Raw genomic sequence first — 18,793 nt, 5'->3', positions numbered from 1 at the left:
TCCCTCCCAGCTTGGATATGTTCTTGGATGGTGCACTCACCAAAATGAACTATGATTTTTATATAACCTTAGAGAGAGTATACCTTTGCGTCCCTGACCATTGGCCAACCATCATCCGTCAAGGCCGAAACGGTCATCGACATATGCTTCATAAACAGAGCAGTACTCCGGGCTCGGTAACAGAGAAACCCGGAATCGTAGGCCGAAAACCCGTCATGGTAAAATCAACATTATCCCGCGCACAGTTTATTGGAGATAGAGAACAAGCAACATGCAGCACAGAACCGGCACAGCCGCAATCGAAGAGACCGAACGATTGGATACGTCACAGAGCACAACCTGGTATTCCGGAATCGCCTTTCCGATAATGTTGGGCTTCGTGTTCACTTGCGGCACCAATGCGGCGACCACAGCGGCGATTCCGTTTACCACCGTTTATTTCTATCTGCAAATCGCTTTGTTCAGCATCTTTTTCTGGTGTCTGTTCAACATACTTTATGTATGGATCAACGGCACTAAGAAACACGATAGCTCAGCGTGGTATAAAAAGCCGATCAGCCGTGTTTCGAATCTCGTGAACGGGAGGCTTTCACTCCTCAGGTTCGAGCATAGGGAACACCCCGTAGCCGTATGCAGGGACGCTCTTCGAATCCTCTGTTGTTGGTCACCTTACGTGCTGCTCCTGCTTCCCTACAACATCTATTGGGATACCGGAGATCAGATCGCCCAGGCTCTGGGCGTCTCCGCATTCGGCAAACCCGCCGGCACCGTTTGGGACCATCACCCGTTCTTCGATACCTTCCTATATGGCTGGTTCGCAAAATTCGGACGCGATGTGTTGCATTCCATTGATTTGGGTCTCGCTGCTTATGTCATTTGCCAAACCATCGTATTCGCACTCGTCTTCGCGGAGCTCCTTGCCTATCTCAAAGGCAAAAAGATCCGAAACGGCCTGTTGGCGTTCCTGACGGCTTTCCTTTGCCTCTTCCCGGTTTTCCCGATGATGTCCATGACCATTACCAAAGACGTGACCAACGCAGCGGCCATGATGGTGTGGGTGCTCATGTTCGTAAAACTGGTCGATACGGACCTTACGGCTCTCAAGCGTCCCTTGTTCGATTTAGGCTTTTTGATTGCCTGCCTGCTCGCATCGTTGACCCAGAAATTGGGGATGGCAATCGTCGCGGTTTGTCTTATCGCCCTTATCTTCGGCCATTACCGCGCTCTTTTGAAAATCGTGGCCGTTGTTTTCGCCACTTGTACGGTTGTCATCGTCGGGGTTCTCATCCCGAAATACGCCTACGGCCCTCTTCGTGTCATTCCTGGTTCCTCCCAGGCGGCCATTGCCATGCCCATTCAAATGCTCGGCAGGACCGCCCACGAATTCCCGGAGGATGTGACGCCTCAAGAGAAGCGACAAGTGGAATCCTATCTCATGTATGATTGGGGTCAGGTTGCCTATAATTACAACCCATACATCACCGACCCGGTAACAGGGTTCCAACTGCGCAGCGAAAAATCCAATATAACGGACTTCCTTAAGGCTTGGTCCTCAATCGGGCTGAGGCATCCTCTCACCTACTTCAGCGCATTCGTTGCCCTTGAATCAGGTTGGTTCACCTTCAACGGACCGATTCAATGCAAATCTCCCGATGAGCAGAAAAACAAGACCCCTGTGCCGATGTTCATGCGTCCCATTACCCAGACAAGCGCCAACAAAGACACCTTTGGAAAAGTGGACCATATTTTGTCTGCAGGCAAAAGAAGCAAGACCGTAGATCAAATGTATCAGGCGACGCTTGCAATCCCAGTCGTGAATACGCTGTTCTACGTATCCACTTGGACTTCGATTATTCCGTTTTTCACCCTGTACTACCTGTGGAGACGCCGCAAATTCACCATGCTGAATGATTGGATGAGACTTCTTCCTTATTGGATATCCACAGCGAGCTTATTGGTATACCCGGTATCGTTGTCCACGTTGGACAACCAAGATAATCCAACTCGTTACATGTTCCATGCCCTGATGCTGGCCCCTCTGGCTATCGGGCTCATAGCAGTTGCCGGAAAATCCGACTCCAGGCCAGCCTTATCATCTAAGGAACAGAAAGATACATCAGAATCCGAGTAACCCCGGATAAAACCATACGATTAGTTACGTGTACCCGAACTCATGCTTAAGACCGCAAACCATCATTTGCCTGTTACGAAGCATGGGACCGGGAAACATCCATAACTCGGATGATCAACGTTGCAATATCCTGATTGTACGTTCCAAAGGATGCACGATAAGGGTGTCCAACAGGAACGCGACCAAGGATGCGGCCGCGTAGACGATAAGCACACAGGCCACAAAAATCGCAATTTTCGACAAGCTGGAGTGTGGAACGGGGAACATACCCGCAACTGTCGGCCAGATCAGGCGATATAAGAACATGTTCTCATGCAGCAGGTAAACACCGAATGAGGAGGCAGCAAGCTTCAGCGTGAACGTTTCCAGGCCATGCGGCATATGCGACATATCAATCCGATTGACCAGGATGAAAATCGCCGCACCGATAATCATCGGCAGGACTTGGATTCCGTCTTTAATCTGGTTTTGCCAACCAAGAACCTGCACAACATGCACACCACTGGCGGAAACATGATTGAAAACCGCCATACATATGGTGAAAAGGATAATCAGGAACACAAGATTTCTCGTTCGCAGTATTTTGGAGTGCTTGTCGGCATAGTTGCGGATCCAACCACCTATCAGATACCCCAACACGGCATAAGTGACATTGTCCCATGCCTTGCCCCGGTCGAAGAACAGCATCCAGATACCGAATATCGCAAGCAATCCGATAAGGGCGTCAATATAGCGTTCGGAAAGATTGTCGAACAACGCGTTGAGGAATGGCGACAGCAGTAGCATACAGATGTAAGCAGTAATGAACCAATAACTGCCGAAGAAAAATGGTAAAAAGGTCCAAACCAGTGTGGTGATGAGGTTGTCGCCATGGAAAGAATCGCTGATTCCGCCCGGCAGTCGCATGTTCAATGCGCAGATGAAGATGATAGCAAAAACGAGGATCCCATAGCAGAACATCTGGAACCATGTCTTGAAGATTCGCGTCCAGTTGAATCGCTTCCTGACCAGGAAATACCCGGAAATCACGAAGAAAATGGCGACTCCGACCTGTCCGTATTGCACCACCAGATACGATAGGGCGTATCTCCAGCCGGGCTTGAACGCCAAGCCTTTGTCTACATTGAGCATCCAAGGGATATGCAAGATTCCGTGACATGCAACAATGAGCAGCATCGCGAAAATGCGAAGCACCTCGACGTTCAGTCTGCGTGTCTGTTTAGGTTTTGCCAAGATTCCTCGATAGTTACAGGCCGACGCTTATCGCGTATTCATTACCTTGTTAAGAATATCAACATACCCGTATAGACGAAGCATTCCTTTTAGGCTAAAGCTCTCCGTGCGCTGCATACATCGAACGGGCCAACAGGCCAAGACGACATAAAAACCTCAGCCATAGCCGCTGCTATAATAAGACAAAGGTTGCAATGATGACCAACAAGCAAACGGCCGCAACGGTGCATACATAGCATCCACGTAGTCTTATATCATTAAGACGATTGAGTCTCGCGCAGGAAGGTATTTTTCTATCATGACAAATGAATCCAGGTTCGTCGACCATCTGCCTTCTTCCAAAAGGGCGGTACGCGAGCTCTCGGAAAGCGTTTCCATATTACGGCGCGAGACCGAGAATCTCGAATCCAACGTCAAAGACATGTCTGCAAAAGTCAGAATTCAGTATGACAACTCGGAAATCCTGCGTCAAGATCACGAATTGCTGCAATCCCAAATCGACCTGTTAAAAACTTATGATGCCCATATCGAACAGCTTCTATGGACCGCTCTTCGACGTGACGGCGAGGATGAACTCGTCGCGAAGAAGCGGATTTTCAAGAATATGTTTCACGCCACCGGCTCTCTGCGTCTGCTTCAGCTCGGCGGCGCTCAACTGCTCAAGGATTTTGATGCTCTCTGCCGCAAAAACTCCATCGATTACTGGATCAATTGCGGCACTTTGATCGGTGCCGTACGACATCAAGGTTTCATCCCTTGGGACGACGACATGGACCTGGGCATGACACGCGATCAAATCCAAAAGCTCACCGAGCTGATTGACACGAATCCCCAATACAGCAAACGCTTCAAAGTCTCGCTGAACTATGATCCATACGCTTTCTGCCGACAGATTCGTTTCATGTACAACGACCCCAACAATCCCTGCTTCCTTGACCTGTTCATTTACGACTATGCCGAAGGCGACGCCGCAGAACAGTACTCGAAACGAAGCGCGTTGAGAGAAAGCCTTATTGACGCCCTTAAAGCTCTTCCGTTCTTTGAGCAATGGAAAGAGCACGGCTACGTGGCAGCCGGCGATGGGCATAGCGCGCAAGTTGAGGGAATCTTCGAAGATTACCGGCAACAGGCGTTGCAACAGCATGTCATCTCTGAAGACAAGGCAGACATCATCATGTACGGAATGGACAACTGGACACCGGACGACAATCTGTGTGCCTATTCGTCAACCGTTGTCTTTCCGCTCAAAGACCTGTCGTTCGAAGGTTCGAACGTGCTCGCGCCCCAGCATCCAGAAACGATTCTCGAACGGGAATACGGCGACATCTACAATCTCCCCGACGACATGGTCTCTCATTTCGATCATGTCTCACGTAAGCTGTTCAAGAATCAAGCCGTTCTGGAATCGCTGAAAACCTCGATAAAAGATCCTGAAGGATATCTCGCCTGAGAACAGTTCGGAGAAGGCCTCCGGCACAGTCAAAGGCCTTCTCCGAACTCCGAAACGAATCAATCTTCCCGCGGGCACTTCACCGTATCCAGTTCCTTGACCTGCATCGCCCGATCGCTGAGCAAAGCATAGTCTCTGTTGCGCTTGTTGCTGATATTGAAGAAACAGGAATTCTCATCGCTGGTGAACGCCACCATATCAGTGGTATCGTCATGAAGCGGATTGGGAGTACGCAACGAAGTCACGATTCTGAACTGGCCGTTGTTGAACGGGTCCAGCGGAATCTCATAGCGCACCTTGACGTGGCCGTATTCCTTCATTTTCAGGCGTTTCGATCCGGTATCGTAGACTACTCCGCCTCGCTTGACGTCATACATGGCAATCGCCATATAGAAGTCCGTTCCCACTTCATCGAACTGATACTCGATTTCGAATTTGAACGGCTCGGTGCCGTCGACCACCTGGTTGGAAACTGGATTGACGCTTAAAATCGGCACGCGCTTGTTGAGGCCCGTCTCATACGCCTCTGCCTTTCCACCGCTTTCGCCGACCTGCTTTTCTTTATCCTTACGTTTGAGGTTTTCCAGTGTGTAGCGGTCAGCCACATCATTTTTGTTGCCGCTGGCGATGATTTTGCCGTCTTTGATGAGAATGGCATCATTACAGTATTTCTTGACCGATTCCATACTATGGGTGACAAGGATGACCGTTTTTGTCGGATCTTGTTTAACCTCGGCGAAGAAGTTATCGCACTTGCGCTGGAACGCTTCGTCACCGACCGCCAGTACTTCATCGAGCACCAGAATATCGCCTTGCGCTTTAATGGCCACGGAAAAAGCCAAACGCACCTGCATACCGGAGGAATAGTTCTTGAGCTTCTGGTCCATGAAATCCTCAAGCTCGGCAAACTGCACGATATCGTCATACATGGCGTCGATTTCGGCATGAGTAAAGCCAAGCAGCGCCCCATTGAGGTAGACGTTCTCGCGCCCTGTCAGTTCTGGGTTGAAACCGACACCAAGCTCAATGAACGGGACCAGTTTGCCCGTGACATCCACAGTTCCTTGTTCTGGCACATAGATACCGGAAATGATTTTGAGCAACGTCGATTTGCCGGAACCGTTTCTGCCTACGATGCCGAAGAAATCACCTTGATGGACGTCGAAGCTGATGTCCTTGAGTACCTTCTGCTCGGTGTATCCCTTGATGCCTTTGGTCCAATTGAGGAACGCCATCTTGATGCCCGTAGCCTGTTCGGTAGGCAGCCTGAACGATTTCGAGACGTTTTTCACCGAAAGGACGACGGGTGATTCACCACGTGACCTGATGGCTTCGTCTTTGGCAGTGCCGTTCTTATCCATAAAATTTTTTGCTGTCATGCTAAAGTACCTCTGCAAACTTGCTGCTGTGCTTGCGGAATTCGTGAATACCGAGCCAAATGATAATGACGGAAAGAACGTAGGGAATCAGATCGATCCAAGTCGTGTTGACAATCGACCAAACGGTGTCGACGTATTCAGGCGAAAGCAGGTTGTGACGAATGTCCATGATGGCCTGCGTGCTCGGATTGAGCATCAAAAGTTTCGCGGCCCACGCGAAATGCGGATTTTGGGTAACCATGGAAATCGGATAGATAACCGGTGTGGCATAGAAAAGCGCCTGCAGCGCGACCTCCCAGATATGGGCGATATCACGATAATAAACGTACATCGTCCCCAGCAATAACGCCACGCCAAGGGCGAGCAGATAAAGCTGAATGATGCTCAAGGGCACGAGCAAGACGCGCCAGGTGTAATGGGCATGTGTGAAGAAGCCGAAAACGATGACCACGACCATGTTAATCCCCAGGGAAATCATGGAGCCCATGGTGGTGGCAGCGACGATAATGTAGTTCGGGAAATGAATCTTGCGCAGCAGATCACCACGGTCGACCACGGAACGCATACCCATCGAAGTCGCCTCGCTGAAGAAGCCCCACAGACAGTTGCCACAAAGCAAAGAAATGGTGTAAGTCGGGGTACCATCCGTGAATTTGAGGAACTTGACGAACACCACATACATCACGCAGAACAACATCAGCGGCTTAAGGACCGACCATAGAACACCGAGGAACGAACCCTGATAACGCAGCTGGAAATCGGTTTTCACCAACTCCTTGAATATCACAATCGCATAGTGGTACCTCTTCTGGAGGCGTTTGATCAACTCGGTCACGAATATTCCTTTTGTCGGCTGACACTCTTCAAGCAATGATACTGACGACTTATTTTAAGAGCACCGTTTGTCATGAGAATTGGTTAGAGCATAAAATTGATAAAATCTTTTCTTTTCCGGAATTTCAGCTATCGCCATTTCTAGCAACCACTCGCTATAATCACTCTACAGATAATTACTTTGGAACGGTAAAGGCAAAAGGCATATGGATTCGAAGGCTCAGGAAAATCAGCCCCGCATAAGGATTTTCATTTCCTCGCACAAGCACGTCAATGCACCGCAGGGCGAGTGCATGCAGCTCGTGCAGGTCGGTGCGGCACACGCTCCTGAACATTTCGAAGAGATGGCCCACCACGATGATGAAGGCGAGAACATCTCCGAGAAAAACCCCATGTACTGTGAGCTGACCACCCAGTATTGGGCATGGAAAAACGTTGATGCTGATTACTACGGTTTCTGCCATTACCGCCGGTACTTCGATTTCAGCGACGTAAAACACGAAGAGAACGCCTACGGCGAGGTCATGGACAGCTACATCGACCAAGCTGCACTGAACAAGTATGGCATCAACGACGAAACCATCCAACGCATCGTTCCGGGCTATGACGTCATCACCACGCCTTTCGGCGATTTGCGCAGGATCATCGACCAACACAAAACACCCACGGCCGTATGGCACGCCGCCACTCAGCTGCATGATGACGATCTGAAAAGGATGCGGGACATCATCGGCAAGTTGCAGCCGGAGTATCTGAAAGATGCCGACACATTCCTGAACGGCAATAGTTCCTGCTTCTGCAACATGTTCATCATGAAGAAGGAAATCTTCTTCGATTACTGCGAATGGATCTTCCCCATCCTCGAAGAGTTCGAGCGCGAGACGGACATGTCGAAATACAGCAAGGAGGCGCTGCGGACTCCCGGGCATCTGGCGGAACGTCTGCTGAACATCTACCTGCTGCACCACAAGCGGGTCGGCACTGATTGGAAGATGAAAGAACTGCAATGCGTGCATTTCACCCATCCCGAACCAGACCAACCCTTGGCTCCGATTGCCGAAGTCGGCAAGCCACTCGTGCCGGTGGTTTTCGCAGCGAATGAGAAATATGTTCCGCAACTGGCAACGGCCATCTATTCTGCCATGTCCAACGCCTCGAAAGACAGGCATTACGATGTGGTAGTGCTCCAGCGCGACATCACGCCAATCAGCCAGCGACGTATGCAGATGTTCTTCGAACGCTTCGAGAACATGACATTGCGTTTTGTCGACGTCGACCGTGAAATATCACGGTATCATCTGAGTACCAACAACCCTCACATCAGCATCGAAACCTATTATCGCTTCGTCATTCAGGGTATTCTGCCCTTCTATGACAAGGTCCTCTATCTTGATGCCGACATTATCGTCACCGGCGATATCGCAGAGCTTTACGATACCGAAATCGGTGACAACCTTCTCGCCGCAGCTCATGACATCGATTTCCTGAGCAACCTCAACGTCAAGAACGGCAAACGCCCCCAATACGCAACCGAGACGCTCAAGATGCACGACCCATACGCCTACTTCCAGGCCGGTGTTCTGATTTTGAACACCAAAGCGATGCGTCAGTATCATTCCGTCGAGCAGTGGCTCACACTGGCCACAAATCCGGATTACATCTATAACGATCAGGACGTGCTCAATGTGCAGTGCGAAGGGCGAATGACATATCTGCCCTGGCAATGGAATGTGCTGCACGACTGCGCCGGCCGTGTCTCCGAGCTATTCGTATCCGCACCCAACAACGCGTATGACGCGTATATGCAGTCTCGGAAAGACCCGAAGATCATTCATTACGCCGGTTTTATCAAACCTTGGAACGACCCTGACTGCGATTTCGCCTATCTCTATTGGGAATATGCAAGGGAAACCCCATTCTATGAACAGCTCATCAAAAAAGTGGTTGTCTCCGACCGTCCAAAGACTCGGAAAAAGAAGTCCGGCAAACCCCGTGCGGTAAAGAAAAACAGCGGTCTGCGCAGAATACTGGATCCGATTCTTCCGATAGGGTCGAAAAGACGCGAATTCTTCAAGGTCATAGGACGTGTTATACGGCACTGAGCTGATACATCCTATTCTCGATGAACAGTAACCTAAAGATCATAATATAAATAGTGTTGGTTGCTTTTGGCTTTGCGAAACTACAGACGCCTTCCTATTCGGTCTATCAGCTATAGTTACGTTTATGCCGCAAAACAAACAACCGCGTATCGCCGTGCTTCTCCCCTGCTATAACGAAGAAGTGACCATAGGCAAGGTGGTACGCGATTTTCATAGAGCTTTGCCCGATGCGGCAATCTATGTCTACGACAACAATTCGACCGATAAAACCGCCCAGATCGCCAGCAGTGAAGGTGCCATCGTCCGCAAGGAACCGCGTCAAGGCAAAGGCAACGTTATCCGCGCGATGTTTGAGGACATCGACGCCGACGTGTACGTGATGGCGGACGGCGACGACACCTATCCGGCAGAATCCGCACCGGAAATGGTTCAGAAAATCGTCGACGGCTACGACATGGTCATCGGAGATCGGCTGAGTTCCACCTATTTCGAGGAAAACAAACGCCCATTCCATAACTTCGGCAACCGACTGGTGCGCGGTTCCATCAATTTCCTTTTCGGTTCGCATGTACATGACATCATGACCGGCTATCGGGCGTTCTCGTTCACATTCGTGAAAACCTATCCGGTGCTCTCCCACGGCTTTGAAATCGAAACCGAAATGACGATTCACAGCCTCAACAACAACCTGCGTATCTACGAAATGCCGATTCAATACCGGGACCGCCCCGCAGGATCGGTGAGCAAACTCGACACGGTCGGCGACGGCATCAAAGTGCTCAATACGATTTTCCAGATGATTCGTGAATACAAGCCTCTTCCGTTCTTCGGAGGCTGTGGGCTGGTCGTCGCTCTTGTCGGCTTGGGTTTCATGCTGAGTGTCATGATCGATTTCTGGCATACAGGTATGGTTGCGCGCTTCCCGACATTAATCGGAGCTGTGATGCTGGTGATAGCAGGACTCCTGCTCTTTATAACCGGCATCATTCTGGACGTCATCGCCAAAAACGAGCGCAAGCTGTTCATCAGCGACAGCAATAAATTCGCCTACATGTGCAGGACACGTCACTTTATCAACCATTACAGCACAGTATCCGCCGATTCCACGCCTGCCAATACACCAAAGGAACTACGATAATCTGCTCGTCCCCAATCACAGCAGAGAAAAGATGAATCAAGAATTCATCTCTGAATCGGAGGAATATCGCAAAGCTCTGGATAAATAAAAGTTTCTAAAGACAGCAAAAGGGCCCAGAACAATAATGTCTGGACCCTTTTGCTATCTATCGAATCCCCGCATATTTCATTTCTCACCGATGCAAGGCGACCCAACGCTGGACGACCGTCCCATTATCGTTATATGTCTGCACCGTATTCCCGTTGAACATACCAGCACCATAAATGTCCAAGACGAGTCCCGAATCCAACGCGGAGACCAGTTTGAAAGCATCGCCGTCCTTGACCGCAATCCATTTCTGTGCATAGGTCCCGTTGGATGAATACTGCTGCATACTCACGCCAGGACGATCTTGGGCGCTATTGATGTCAAGAACTTTACCCGACGAGACGTTGGTAAACGTGATATATCCAGCGCCATCGTGGCTGACGCGCCAACGCTGTGCGCCCGTTCCGTTGTTGGAATAGAGCTGCACGCGAGCGCTGTCCCACCAAGCCGCACCGCTGACATCGAGTACCATCCAATTGTTGTACTTGGAGCCGATCACATAGGTGCCATCCGTCAAATCGGAACGATGTGCGGCCGCAAGTTCATCAATCATCTGACGCCGTGTCTTGACAGTCTCGATGGCCCAGCGCTGCGCGTAAGTGCCATTGCCATCATAAAGCTGCACCTTCTGGCTCCTAGTAGCATTGCCGCCAGGAATGTCTATCGCCTTATCGGCGGCGCAAGTGGTATAGAAAGCGTATTGTCCGCTGGACTGTTCTCGAAGCGCCCAGTGCTGGGCACAGGTTCCGTTAGCCGCATACTGGTCAATCATCGCGCCGTTTGCAGTATTTGCGTTACCCAAATCAACGGCTTTGCCAGAATTGGAATTCCTGATTTCGTAGATGCCATTACCCACCCAGTTGAAGGTATATTTCTGCGCATCCGTATTGTTCCAATCATAAACCTGCAGCCTCGCAGTATCATACAACGCGGCACCGGGTACATCGAGAACCACATTGCCCGCAAGCGAACGAATACGTTTATTGCCTCCGGAAACTGATGAAATCGTGCTGAAAATAAACTGCTGTGCCCGAGTCAGATTCGGATCCCAGAGTTGCAGCTTAGTACCACTTCTCGTACTGGCATTTGGCAAATCAAGTACGAAGTTACCAAGCTTCGATTGGATATACATTCCGCCTTTCCCTGCATTACGCAGATACCAACGTTGAGCGTCGCTCCCATTCGCATCCCATTGTTGGACAGGAGCACCGGCGTAGGCCTGCGCGCCACTGATATCCAACACTTTGCCGGAATTGACATTCTGGATTTCATATGAACCATCATCACGATGCCGAGTCAATTTATATTGCTGCGCTTTCGAACCGATGGCATCATAAAGCTGGATTTTCGTTCCTGAAAGACTTGAACCATTAGGAATATCAAGACCGGCTGAATCCCTGGCTGACGAACTAATATAATACGTATCATTCGGCAATGCTGCAGCCTGATAACCGCTCATCTGTGGCGCAACGGCAGACATCCCCATACCGCTGTTGGAATAGTTGTAGTTGCCGAAGGCGTTGATATCCACGCTGCCGCTGATGCCGCTGATACTGCCGTTGTCGGCGTACTGCCAGCCTCGGTCGTTGGTGGAATAGCCGAAGCCGGTGCGGGCGCCGTAGCTCGCGACCCAGCGAGTGCTGCTGCGAATATTGTACGAATTGAGAGGCCCGTTAAGATACGCGGTGTATGAATATACGGACAGGTTGTTGTAACCATTGGCCTGCATACGCCACCACCAATTGTTGACGATGCTGTCATAGGTACCGGAATCATTGGGATGGTAATGTCCTGACCAAGGCGCATAGCCCTCCAGATCATAAAATACGGGATAGCTTAAATCTCCCGGATTCACGCCCGCGTTACGCAACAGCGAAGCCGTGTCATTGCCTTCAGCTGCACCGGTGTTGCCGTCGTATGCATACGAATAGATATAAACGCCGAACGGAATGCCCAACCGCTTGCATTCGTTGATATTGCGCCGAGCCTGACTATCGTATCCGTTGCCCCAGCCAAAGCTCAGACGGATAATCGCGCCCTCTACTCCGGAATTTTTAACGGCCTGCCAATTGATGGTGCCTTGCCATTGCGAGACGTCGATCACGCCCTTGGCCTGCTGGGCGAAGAGATTGCCACCGGCCTCGAAGAACGCCGGAGTACCGTTGTAATGCCCCCAATAGGCGCCGTATTGGTTGTTCTGCAGCGCAACGTTGCGAACGCTGCCGCTCGTCGCTTTCGCTTTCTTCCCGGTCTGAACGGCCCTGTCGGCCTTTCTCCTCGTAATGTCCGAGGCGCCGCTCACTTTGGAGGACGAGGCAGAGGAATCGGCGTTGCTGTTGCTGTTGCTGCCACCATTCGCACCATTGTTGCCATTCGTGTCACTTCTGCCGCTGTTAGCCGTATCCGTCGCGTTGGCATCGCCGCCGTTCTTTTCAACGGCCTGCTTCACCTTATCGGCTTCGACCGGGATAAAACGCTTGCCGTCGGTCTTCGCCAACGGATCAGCGGGCTTATTCGGGGTGCCGACGACCTTCGGATCGGTCACGGGCTTGCCGGTTTCCACATTCTTGACCTGTCCGTCCTTGGTCACGGCCAGATCCTTCGAAACCACGGTCGCGTCGTCTGGCACGGCGGCGCTGACCTTGTCGGGAAGCTTCTGGCTTGGGTTGTCCGGCATGGCGTCTTTCGGCGCATCGGCGGCCGGCAACGTCTTTTGGTTGCCGATAGTTTTGGCGCCGAAGCCGCTGCCCTGCCCGCCAAGCTGACTATTCGAAGCCGCAGATCCGATACCAGCCTGGTCGAAATCGCTCAGATTGGTGTCCTGCGCCGCCTGCGCCGGCACCGCAGTCAATGCCAGCCCCAACGCGGGCACCGCCACCACAGCCGCAAGTTTGGTAGCCGCTGCCACTAGCTTGTCCTTCATCTTCCCGCCTTTCAAACCGGTCCGCGTCAATTGAGAATCCAACTTGCCCGCGGATGCTCTACTTGCGCCCTGCCGCAACTCTTGGTTCGACATGTTCGCCATCTTTTACTCTCTTCATTCTTCGCCCGATGAAACGGACATCGCCGCTGGTAACCGGGCAAATCTGTTCAATCTACTGTAATCGTAATGCCAATAAAGGGAATCGCGGAAGTTCCGCCCAAAATATTAGCGAAATCATAACAGTTTATTGTTATTTAGTGGAAATCACTATTCCGAACAACACACGTCTCTCTCGAAAACGCGCAACGATCGGTGCGATCCGCCTAGCTACAATCGCAACGCTTGCCTCGCTTTGTCCAGAATCGCAACAATCCAAGAAAATCGAGCATACCGAACTGGCTTGCGCCACTATCGAACGCCCATTGACGACAACCACCATCCCATATCCCTCAAATTACTTGATCGGTCGTTTCGATTTCATAGGTCTAACAGAACATTTTAAATGTTAAGTTCAAGACATTTATTTACCGGTAATTCATCAACTAAATAAATTTTGTCGGAATTCTATCAAAGAAGCGTTATCGTGAGAAATTCTACAAAATTCAGAACTTCGTGCCATTGGTCATGTGCTACACTGAATGAGTCGACACGGCAAAGTGTCGGAAAGATATGAATGAGTTATTCGCACAAAAAGGCTGTTCACCGTAACATCCCATCAAACGCAATAACCCGTTGTCTATTGGCAAGAAAGTCGATAGGAAGGAATGCATCATGGCAGATGACAAAACCATCGTCGTCGATCCGGCGCTGTACGGCGAAACCGCAGCTGAGAAGACCGCAGAGGCCAACAAGGTGGCCCGCAAATTCGGCATCGGGGACGACGCCCTTGCCAAAGTCGAGGATTTCAAGAAGGAACTGACGGACCATAACGCCTGGGATTTGCCTTTTATGGGCTATATCGACGAGGACGGTTACGGCTATGCCTACGTTCCCGACAAGGCCATCGCGCCGCCGAACTGGGATGCGCACGCGGCTTTCAAGTCCCTGCCTTACGACGCTCAGACCGCGTTCGCGATCCGCATGCTCTTCACCCACCGCGACGTCGACCGTTACGGCGCCACGATGTTCCTGCACTATGAGCGCAACTTCGACATCAAGTTCAAGGAAGACGAGCTCAACTGAGTTTTCAGTAACCTTCAGCAGCATCAGCAACGTCAACAACGGCACGTCCCCGGAAGCGGTTATCGTTCCAGGACGTGCCGTTTCGTTTGCCCGTATGAAGCTGATTATTCCTGCAATCAGGCAGCTTGACACCGTCAAGGATTTGCTACAGCAGCTTCAACCGCCACGCCGATGCCGAAAATTGCTTGCGAAGCTCGCGGGCTCATGGTATCTTATTTAAGTTGTGTGTTGTGAAGTCTGCTTGCAGGCTTGGCAATGTGCATGCTGGAGAATTCGCCTAGTGGTCTATGGCGCACGCTTGGAAAGCGTGTTGGTGTAACAGCCTCACGAGTTCGAATCTCGTATTCTCCGCCACCTCGAAACCCCTTGATTTTCAAGGGGTTTTGTCATATCTACGACACTGCCGAAAACGGCTCTATGTTATTGCTCTGTTATTAAAACGAAGTGGTCATGTTATGCCTTTGGAAAGCCGTGTGGGCCGCCAACCGAAGCTGACAGCCCACACAGAAGACAAAACCATAAAGCACACAGTCTATTTTAAAAAAATCAGTACATGATTTCTTGGGAGTGGGCGGTGTGACGAGCGTGGGTTGGCTTGCGGAAACGGCGGCGGCCGCGCCAACGCGACGGCAGGCCGATAAGCGAGGCGTGGCGGACCGGGAACGGACGACGCGCGGGGCGGAGCACACGGCTTAGGATCGCGGCGATGAGGCCGAAAACGAGAATGGCGATGGTGGTCAATATTGCCAGGATCACGGGATCTCCTTTGGCGTTATTCGGGTCGGGAATCGGGTCCGGGATGGGCTGGCGGGTGCCGGTGATGACCAGGCGCTGAGTGTTGACACCATAGGGCGTGCAGGTCATGAGCGTCACCAAATCGCGGCCGGGCACGACCTTATATAAATGGGTATCGCTCGGGTCGATGACGTGACGGCCGACCACGCGGTAGCCCATGGTGCGGTTCAGGGTCTGCACATAAAACACATCGCCGGGGCGCAGCTCGTCGATACGCGTGAACAGCAGCGCCGTGCTCAGGCCGCGGTGGCCGCTTAAGACGGCATTGGTGGATTTGCCACCTACCGGCAGACTCGTGCCGTACAGGTGGCCCACGCCTTTGAGCAGCACGTCGTCGGAAGTGCCATGATAGATCGGCAGGTTCACCGAGACCTTGGGGATGCGTATGGTGCCCATAATGCCGGTGCCGTCGTTTAGAAGCGACTGGTATTCCGCGTCTTTCGCGCTCTGCGGCTTAGATTTGGTAGCGGCTTTGGATTTCTTGGCACCGGACGCGCCGGAACCGGAGCTGGAATTGCCGGAACCAGACGTTCCGGAAGCGCCCGCGCCACCCACGTCGGCGAAGGGATCGGCGAACTCCCCCAACGTCGTCTGCCCCGAATCGGCGATCTTCCTGTTGTAGGCCTGCGCGCGGTGGTATTCGTCGATGGTCTTGCCCTGCGGCCACTTCGCGATGCGGTTGACGGCGGCGTTGACCTCCTGGTTCTCGCGATAAGCGTGCACCAGCCAGATGGTCGGGAACCACGAGATGGCCACGACCAGCGCCACCAGGCAGCAGACGATCAGCACGTCGATGATGACGGCGAGCCTGCGACGCCACGGGCTGATACGCGCCTCGCTGCCGTCGATGATCGTCTCGAACATCTGCAATCTCAGCGGCAGAACGTTGTCGGGTTCTACTACCATCGTTGTCTTCCTTTCGGAACCTGGACCATTCGGCGAATAAAAAGTATTGGTGAAAATATTGGGTATCTGTACCCATAGGAATATCGGATAAAGCACCCGCAGAAATATCAGGTAACTAACCCGCGAAATATCAGGTAAAAGTACCTGCAAAACTTTCGGAAAGCTTTCGGAGCGCTATCCGAAACGTTGAAAAATGCTGTCGACGCTATATAGAAAAAGCATTAGAACGATATTCGTAAATTATCGGGAAAATATTCGCTGCGATATCGAAATAGATACCGAAACTATCGACAGAACTACCCAAATAAATATTCGTAATACTTTCATCAAAACGCAGGAGGCGGACCCGTCTCCGAGTTCCGCCCCCTGCAGATCAGCGAATCACTTGGCATGTATCGACGTCAACGTACGGCATGTGCATACCAAATGCACGATGCATGTCAGTCAAGCACACGATGCACGCCAGGCAGCTCTCACTGAAAGCGCTTGCCAGATTACTGGCTTACCGCTTACTGGCGAATCTTACGACGTGCGGTGATGAGCAGCGCGGTGAGCGCCATCAGCGCGACGACGACGAGCAGACCGAGGATCGCGCCCGCGCCACCGGTCATCGGCAGCTGCGAGATCGAGGTGACGTTGCGCACCACGATGGCGTTGGTGTTGTTGGCGCTCTCAATGATGCTCGCATCCGGAGTCCAGTTCACATCCTTGCCGTCGTGGATGCCGTCGGTGAACAGAGTCGTCGCGTCCTTGCTGGTCAGGCCCCAGAAATCGCCCTTGGAAACCTTGACCTGGAACTGGACGTCACTGGTCACCTTGGCATCGGACGGACGCGGAGTGGTCTTATCCACGGAAAGCTTGACCTGGAAATCAGGCAGGAAGGAGTGGGAGTAATCCGTCGCTTCCTTGGTCTGCGCAATCTCATAGACGCCTTCGCCGAGGCCGGTGACGGTGATCTTGCCCTTGCTGCTTGTGGACAGCGTGGTGGACACCGTGGTGTCGCCTTCCTGCGGGGCGACGACCTTCTTGTAGGAGCCGTCGGCGAGCTTGCGGAAGGAGATGTTCTCGCTGTCGTCCTGGGCGGACGCACCCTGAGACACGGACTTGATGGTGAACGTGGCGCCGGTGAGCGCGGTGCCGTTGAGCTTGTCGGCATTCAGCAGGCTGAAGTGGCGGAAGTGGATCTTCGCGCCCGTTCCGCCGTCGGTCGGCGAAACGGAGGCCACGGAACCGTTCGCAGCACCAGAGTTCACGGCACCGCCGTCACCGGCGGTGGCGGCCGCATTCTTGGTCTGGTCGTTGACGTCGTTGGAATAGGAGAGCGAGACGCCGTTGGATAGGCCGTCGTTCTCATCGGCGTTGTCGTTGACGGTCATCTCGTAGGTGACCACGATCGGATCCTGCCAGATGTACTGCTGGTCGGTGATGACCGAGGAAAGATCGAAGTCGATGAAGTCGGTGTCGCCCGTGCGGCCAGCGGCGCTGGAATCACCGGTCTTGACCGTGTAGCCCTTGGCGGTGCCGGTCTGGGCATCCACGTCATGGCCGTTGATGGTCACCTTTTCGCTGCCCTGCTTGTAGGTCAGGCCCTTGCCAGGCTTATCGACCATCGTGTAGATGAAGTGGTCGAAGCCGGTGGTCAGCGGCACCTGGCCGGTGAGCTGGTACTTGACGGTTCCGCCGATCGAGGCGTCGGTGGACACAATCTTCTTGTCGATGGTCGGGTTGTAGCTCTTCATCTCGATGCTGCCCAGCGGATCGCTCATGTCTGCCATCTGGGTGTACTTGGTGTTTGCATCGATGGTGATGCCGGTGCCCACGAGCATTGGGATGGAGTTGGAGTTGGCGCCGGACTTGGTGCTGGTGCTCGTCGCCTCCCCGGTCACGTCCTCGACCACGTAAAGGCCAGGAGCAAGACCCGAAATGGTGACGGTCGACTTGGAAGTATCGCTGTCGGTCTGCACGTCTTCCGGCTTGGTCGCAGTCGCCTTCTTCACCAAATCGGAGAAGTGGGTGGTGCCATGCTCGGCCTTGGCCAAGTTGGTGACGAACTTACGCAGGTTACCGTCGCGGCCCCAAGCATCGGCCTTGGCACCGCTGTTGGAGACCTTGTCATCGCTGGAGGCGGTGGTGGAGGTGGGCGCGTAGCCGAGCCACTTGGAGGCCACCTCGCCGACCGGGTTGCCCTTGTACTTGGCGTCCTGGTCAGCGGGCTTGAGAACGCCGTCCAGAGCAGACTGCGCGAGGTCCTTGACCTCAGCGTTGGTCTCGACGCCGATCTCGCTGAGCTTTGCGCCGTTGGCGCTGGCGTAGGCATAGTCGCCGATCTTGACGGCGGCGAAGCTGTGGCCGGTCATCGAAGCGCTGTCGCCGTGGATGGCGATGGTCTCCTGCTTCGCGGTCGGCATGGTGATGCGTGGATCGTCTTTGGTCGAGATATCGACCTGTCCGGCCGCGTTAGCGACGCCGAACGGTGCCAGCGCGAGCAGCGTGGCCGCCGTAAGTGCGACCCCCGCCGCACGGCGAATCGTCTTATCAAACAACATGGAAGGATACCCTTTCTTATTGGTTTCTTTTTCATTCCATAGCGGTCCACGCGCTCAAGCCGCAAGGCGGCGGTCATGGACCAAATC

At 52.6% G+C, this 18,793-nt stretch carries 11 protein-coding genes and 1 tRNA gene; 6 read left to right on the top strand and 6 right to left on the bottom strand.

Going from position 1 to position 18,793, the window contains the following annotated elements:
• Positions 1 to 271 precede the first annotated feature (271 nt).
• On the top strand, positions 272 to 2,131 hold the full coding sequence (locus OZX71_RS01080) for a DUF6020 family protein (protein ID WP_277145788.1): 1,860 nt from the start codon (positions 272 to 274) through the stop codon (positions 2,129 to 2,131).
• Positions 2,132 to 2,245: 114 nt separating this feature from the next.
• Here OZX71_RS01080 and OZX71_RS01075 read toward each other — a convergent pair whose 3' ends face one another.
• Positions 2,246 to 3,364: an acyltransferase gene (locus OZX71_RS01075; protein WP_277145789.1), complete on the bottom strand. Its 1,119-nt coding sequence runs from the start codon at positions 3,362 to 3,364 to the stop codon at positions 2,246 to 2,248.
• A 298-nt stretch (positions 3,365 to 3,662) separates the two neighbouring features.
• Here OZX71_RS01075 and OZX71_RS01070 point away from each other — a divergent pair, with 298 nt between their 5' ends.
• Positions 3,663 to 4,814, top strand: coding sequence for a LicD family protein (locus OZX71_RS01070; protein WP_277160175.1), 1,152 nt, complete (start codon positions 3,663 to 3,665; stop codon positions 4,812 to 4,814).
• Positions 4,815 to 4,873: 59 nt separating this feature from the next.
• On the opposite strand, the gene OZX71_RS01065 is transcribed toward OZX71_RS01070, so the two are convergent.
• The gene (locus OZX71_RS01065; RefSeq protein WP_277160618.1) at positions 4,874 to 6,175 is read right to left on the bottom strand and encodes a polysaccharide ABC transporter ATP-binding protein; all 1,302 of its coding nucleotides are present in this window, start codon (positions 6,173 to 6,175) and stop codon (positions 4,874 to 4,876) included.
• Positions 6,176 to 6,194: 19 nt separating this feature from the next.
• Positions 6,195 to 7,028, bottom strand: coding sequence for an ABC transporter permease (locus tag OZX71_RS01060; RefSeq protein WP_280925181.1), 834 nt, complete (start codon positions 7,026 to 7,028; stop codon positions 6,195 to 6,197).
• A gap of 205 nt (positions 7,029 to 7,233) precedes the next feature.
• On the opposite strand from OZX71_RS01060, the gene OZX71_RS01055 reads away from it, so the two are divergent.
• A complete protein-coding gene (locus tag OZX71_RS01055; protein ID WP_277145791.1) occupies positions 7,234 to 9,129 on the top strand; it encodes a DUF4422 domain-containing protein in 1,896 nt (631 codons plus the stop codon).
• A 124-nt stretch (positions 9,130 to 9,253) separates the two neighbouring features.
• Positions 9,254 to 10,267, top strand: coding sequence for a glycosyltransferase (locus tag OZX71_RS01050; RefSeq protein WP_277145792.1), 1,014 nt, complete (start codon positions 9,254 to 9,256; stop codon positions 10,265 to 10,267).
• Between the two features lie 172 nt (positions 10,268 to 10,439).
• Here the strand turns inward: OZX71_RS01050 and OZX71_RS01045 are convergent, their stop codons facing one another.
• A complete protein-coding gene (locus OZX71_RS01045) occupies positions 10,440 to 13,277 on the bottom strand; it encodes an RICIN domain-containing protein (protein ID WP_277160174.1) in 2,838 nt (945 codons plus the stop codon).
• 771 nt (positions 13,278 to 14,048) lie between these two features.
• On the opposite strand from OZX71_RS01045, the gene OZX71_RS01040 reads away from it, so the two are divergent.
• Together OZX71_RS01040 and OZX71_RS01035 are read left to right on the top strand one after the other, a co-directional pair.
• Positions 14,049 to 14,459, top strand: a complete 411-nt coding sequence (locus OZX71_RS01040) for a glycerophosphodiester phosphodiesterase (RefSeq protein ID WP_277145794.1) — start codon at positions 14,049 to 14,051, stop codon at positions 14,457 to 14,459.
• 266 nt (positions 14,460 to 14,725) lie between these two features.
• Positions 14,726 to 14,813, top strand: a tRNA-Ser gene (locus tag OZX71_RS01035).
• A gap of 192 nt (positions 14,814 to 15,005) precedes the next feature.
• Here the strand turns inward: OZX71_RS01035 and OZX71_RS01030 are convergent.
• Both OZX71_RS01030 and OZX71_RS01025 read right to left on the bottom strand, forming a co-directional pair.
• Positions 15,006 to 16,160, bottom strand: coding sequence for a class C sortase (locus OZX71_RS01030; RefSeq protein WP_277160173.1), 1,155 nt, complete (start codon positions 16,158 to 16,160; stop codon positions 15,006 to 15,008).
• Positions 16,161 to 16,669: 509 nt separating this feature from the next.
• Entirely contained in the window at positions 16,670 to 18,706 is a 2,037-nt protein-coding gene (locus tag OZX71_RS01025; protein ID WP_277160172.1) for an isopeptide-forming domain-containing fimbrial protein, read from the bottom strand.
• Positions 18,707 to 18,793: the final 87 nt, after the last annotated feature.

Source organism: Bifidobacterium sp. ESL0764 (assembly GCF_029395515.1).
Classification (GTDB): domain Bacteria; phylum Actinomycetota; class Actinomycetes; order Actinomycetales; family Bifidobacteriaceae; genus Bifidobacterium.
This window is presented reverse-complemented; position numbering and strand designations above follow the sequence as displayed.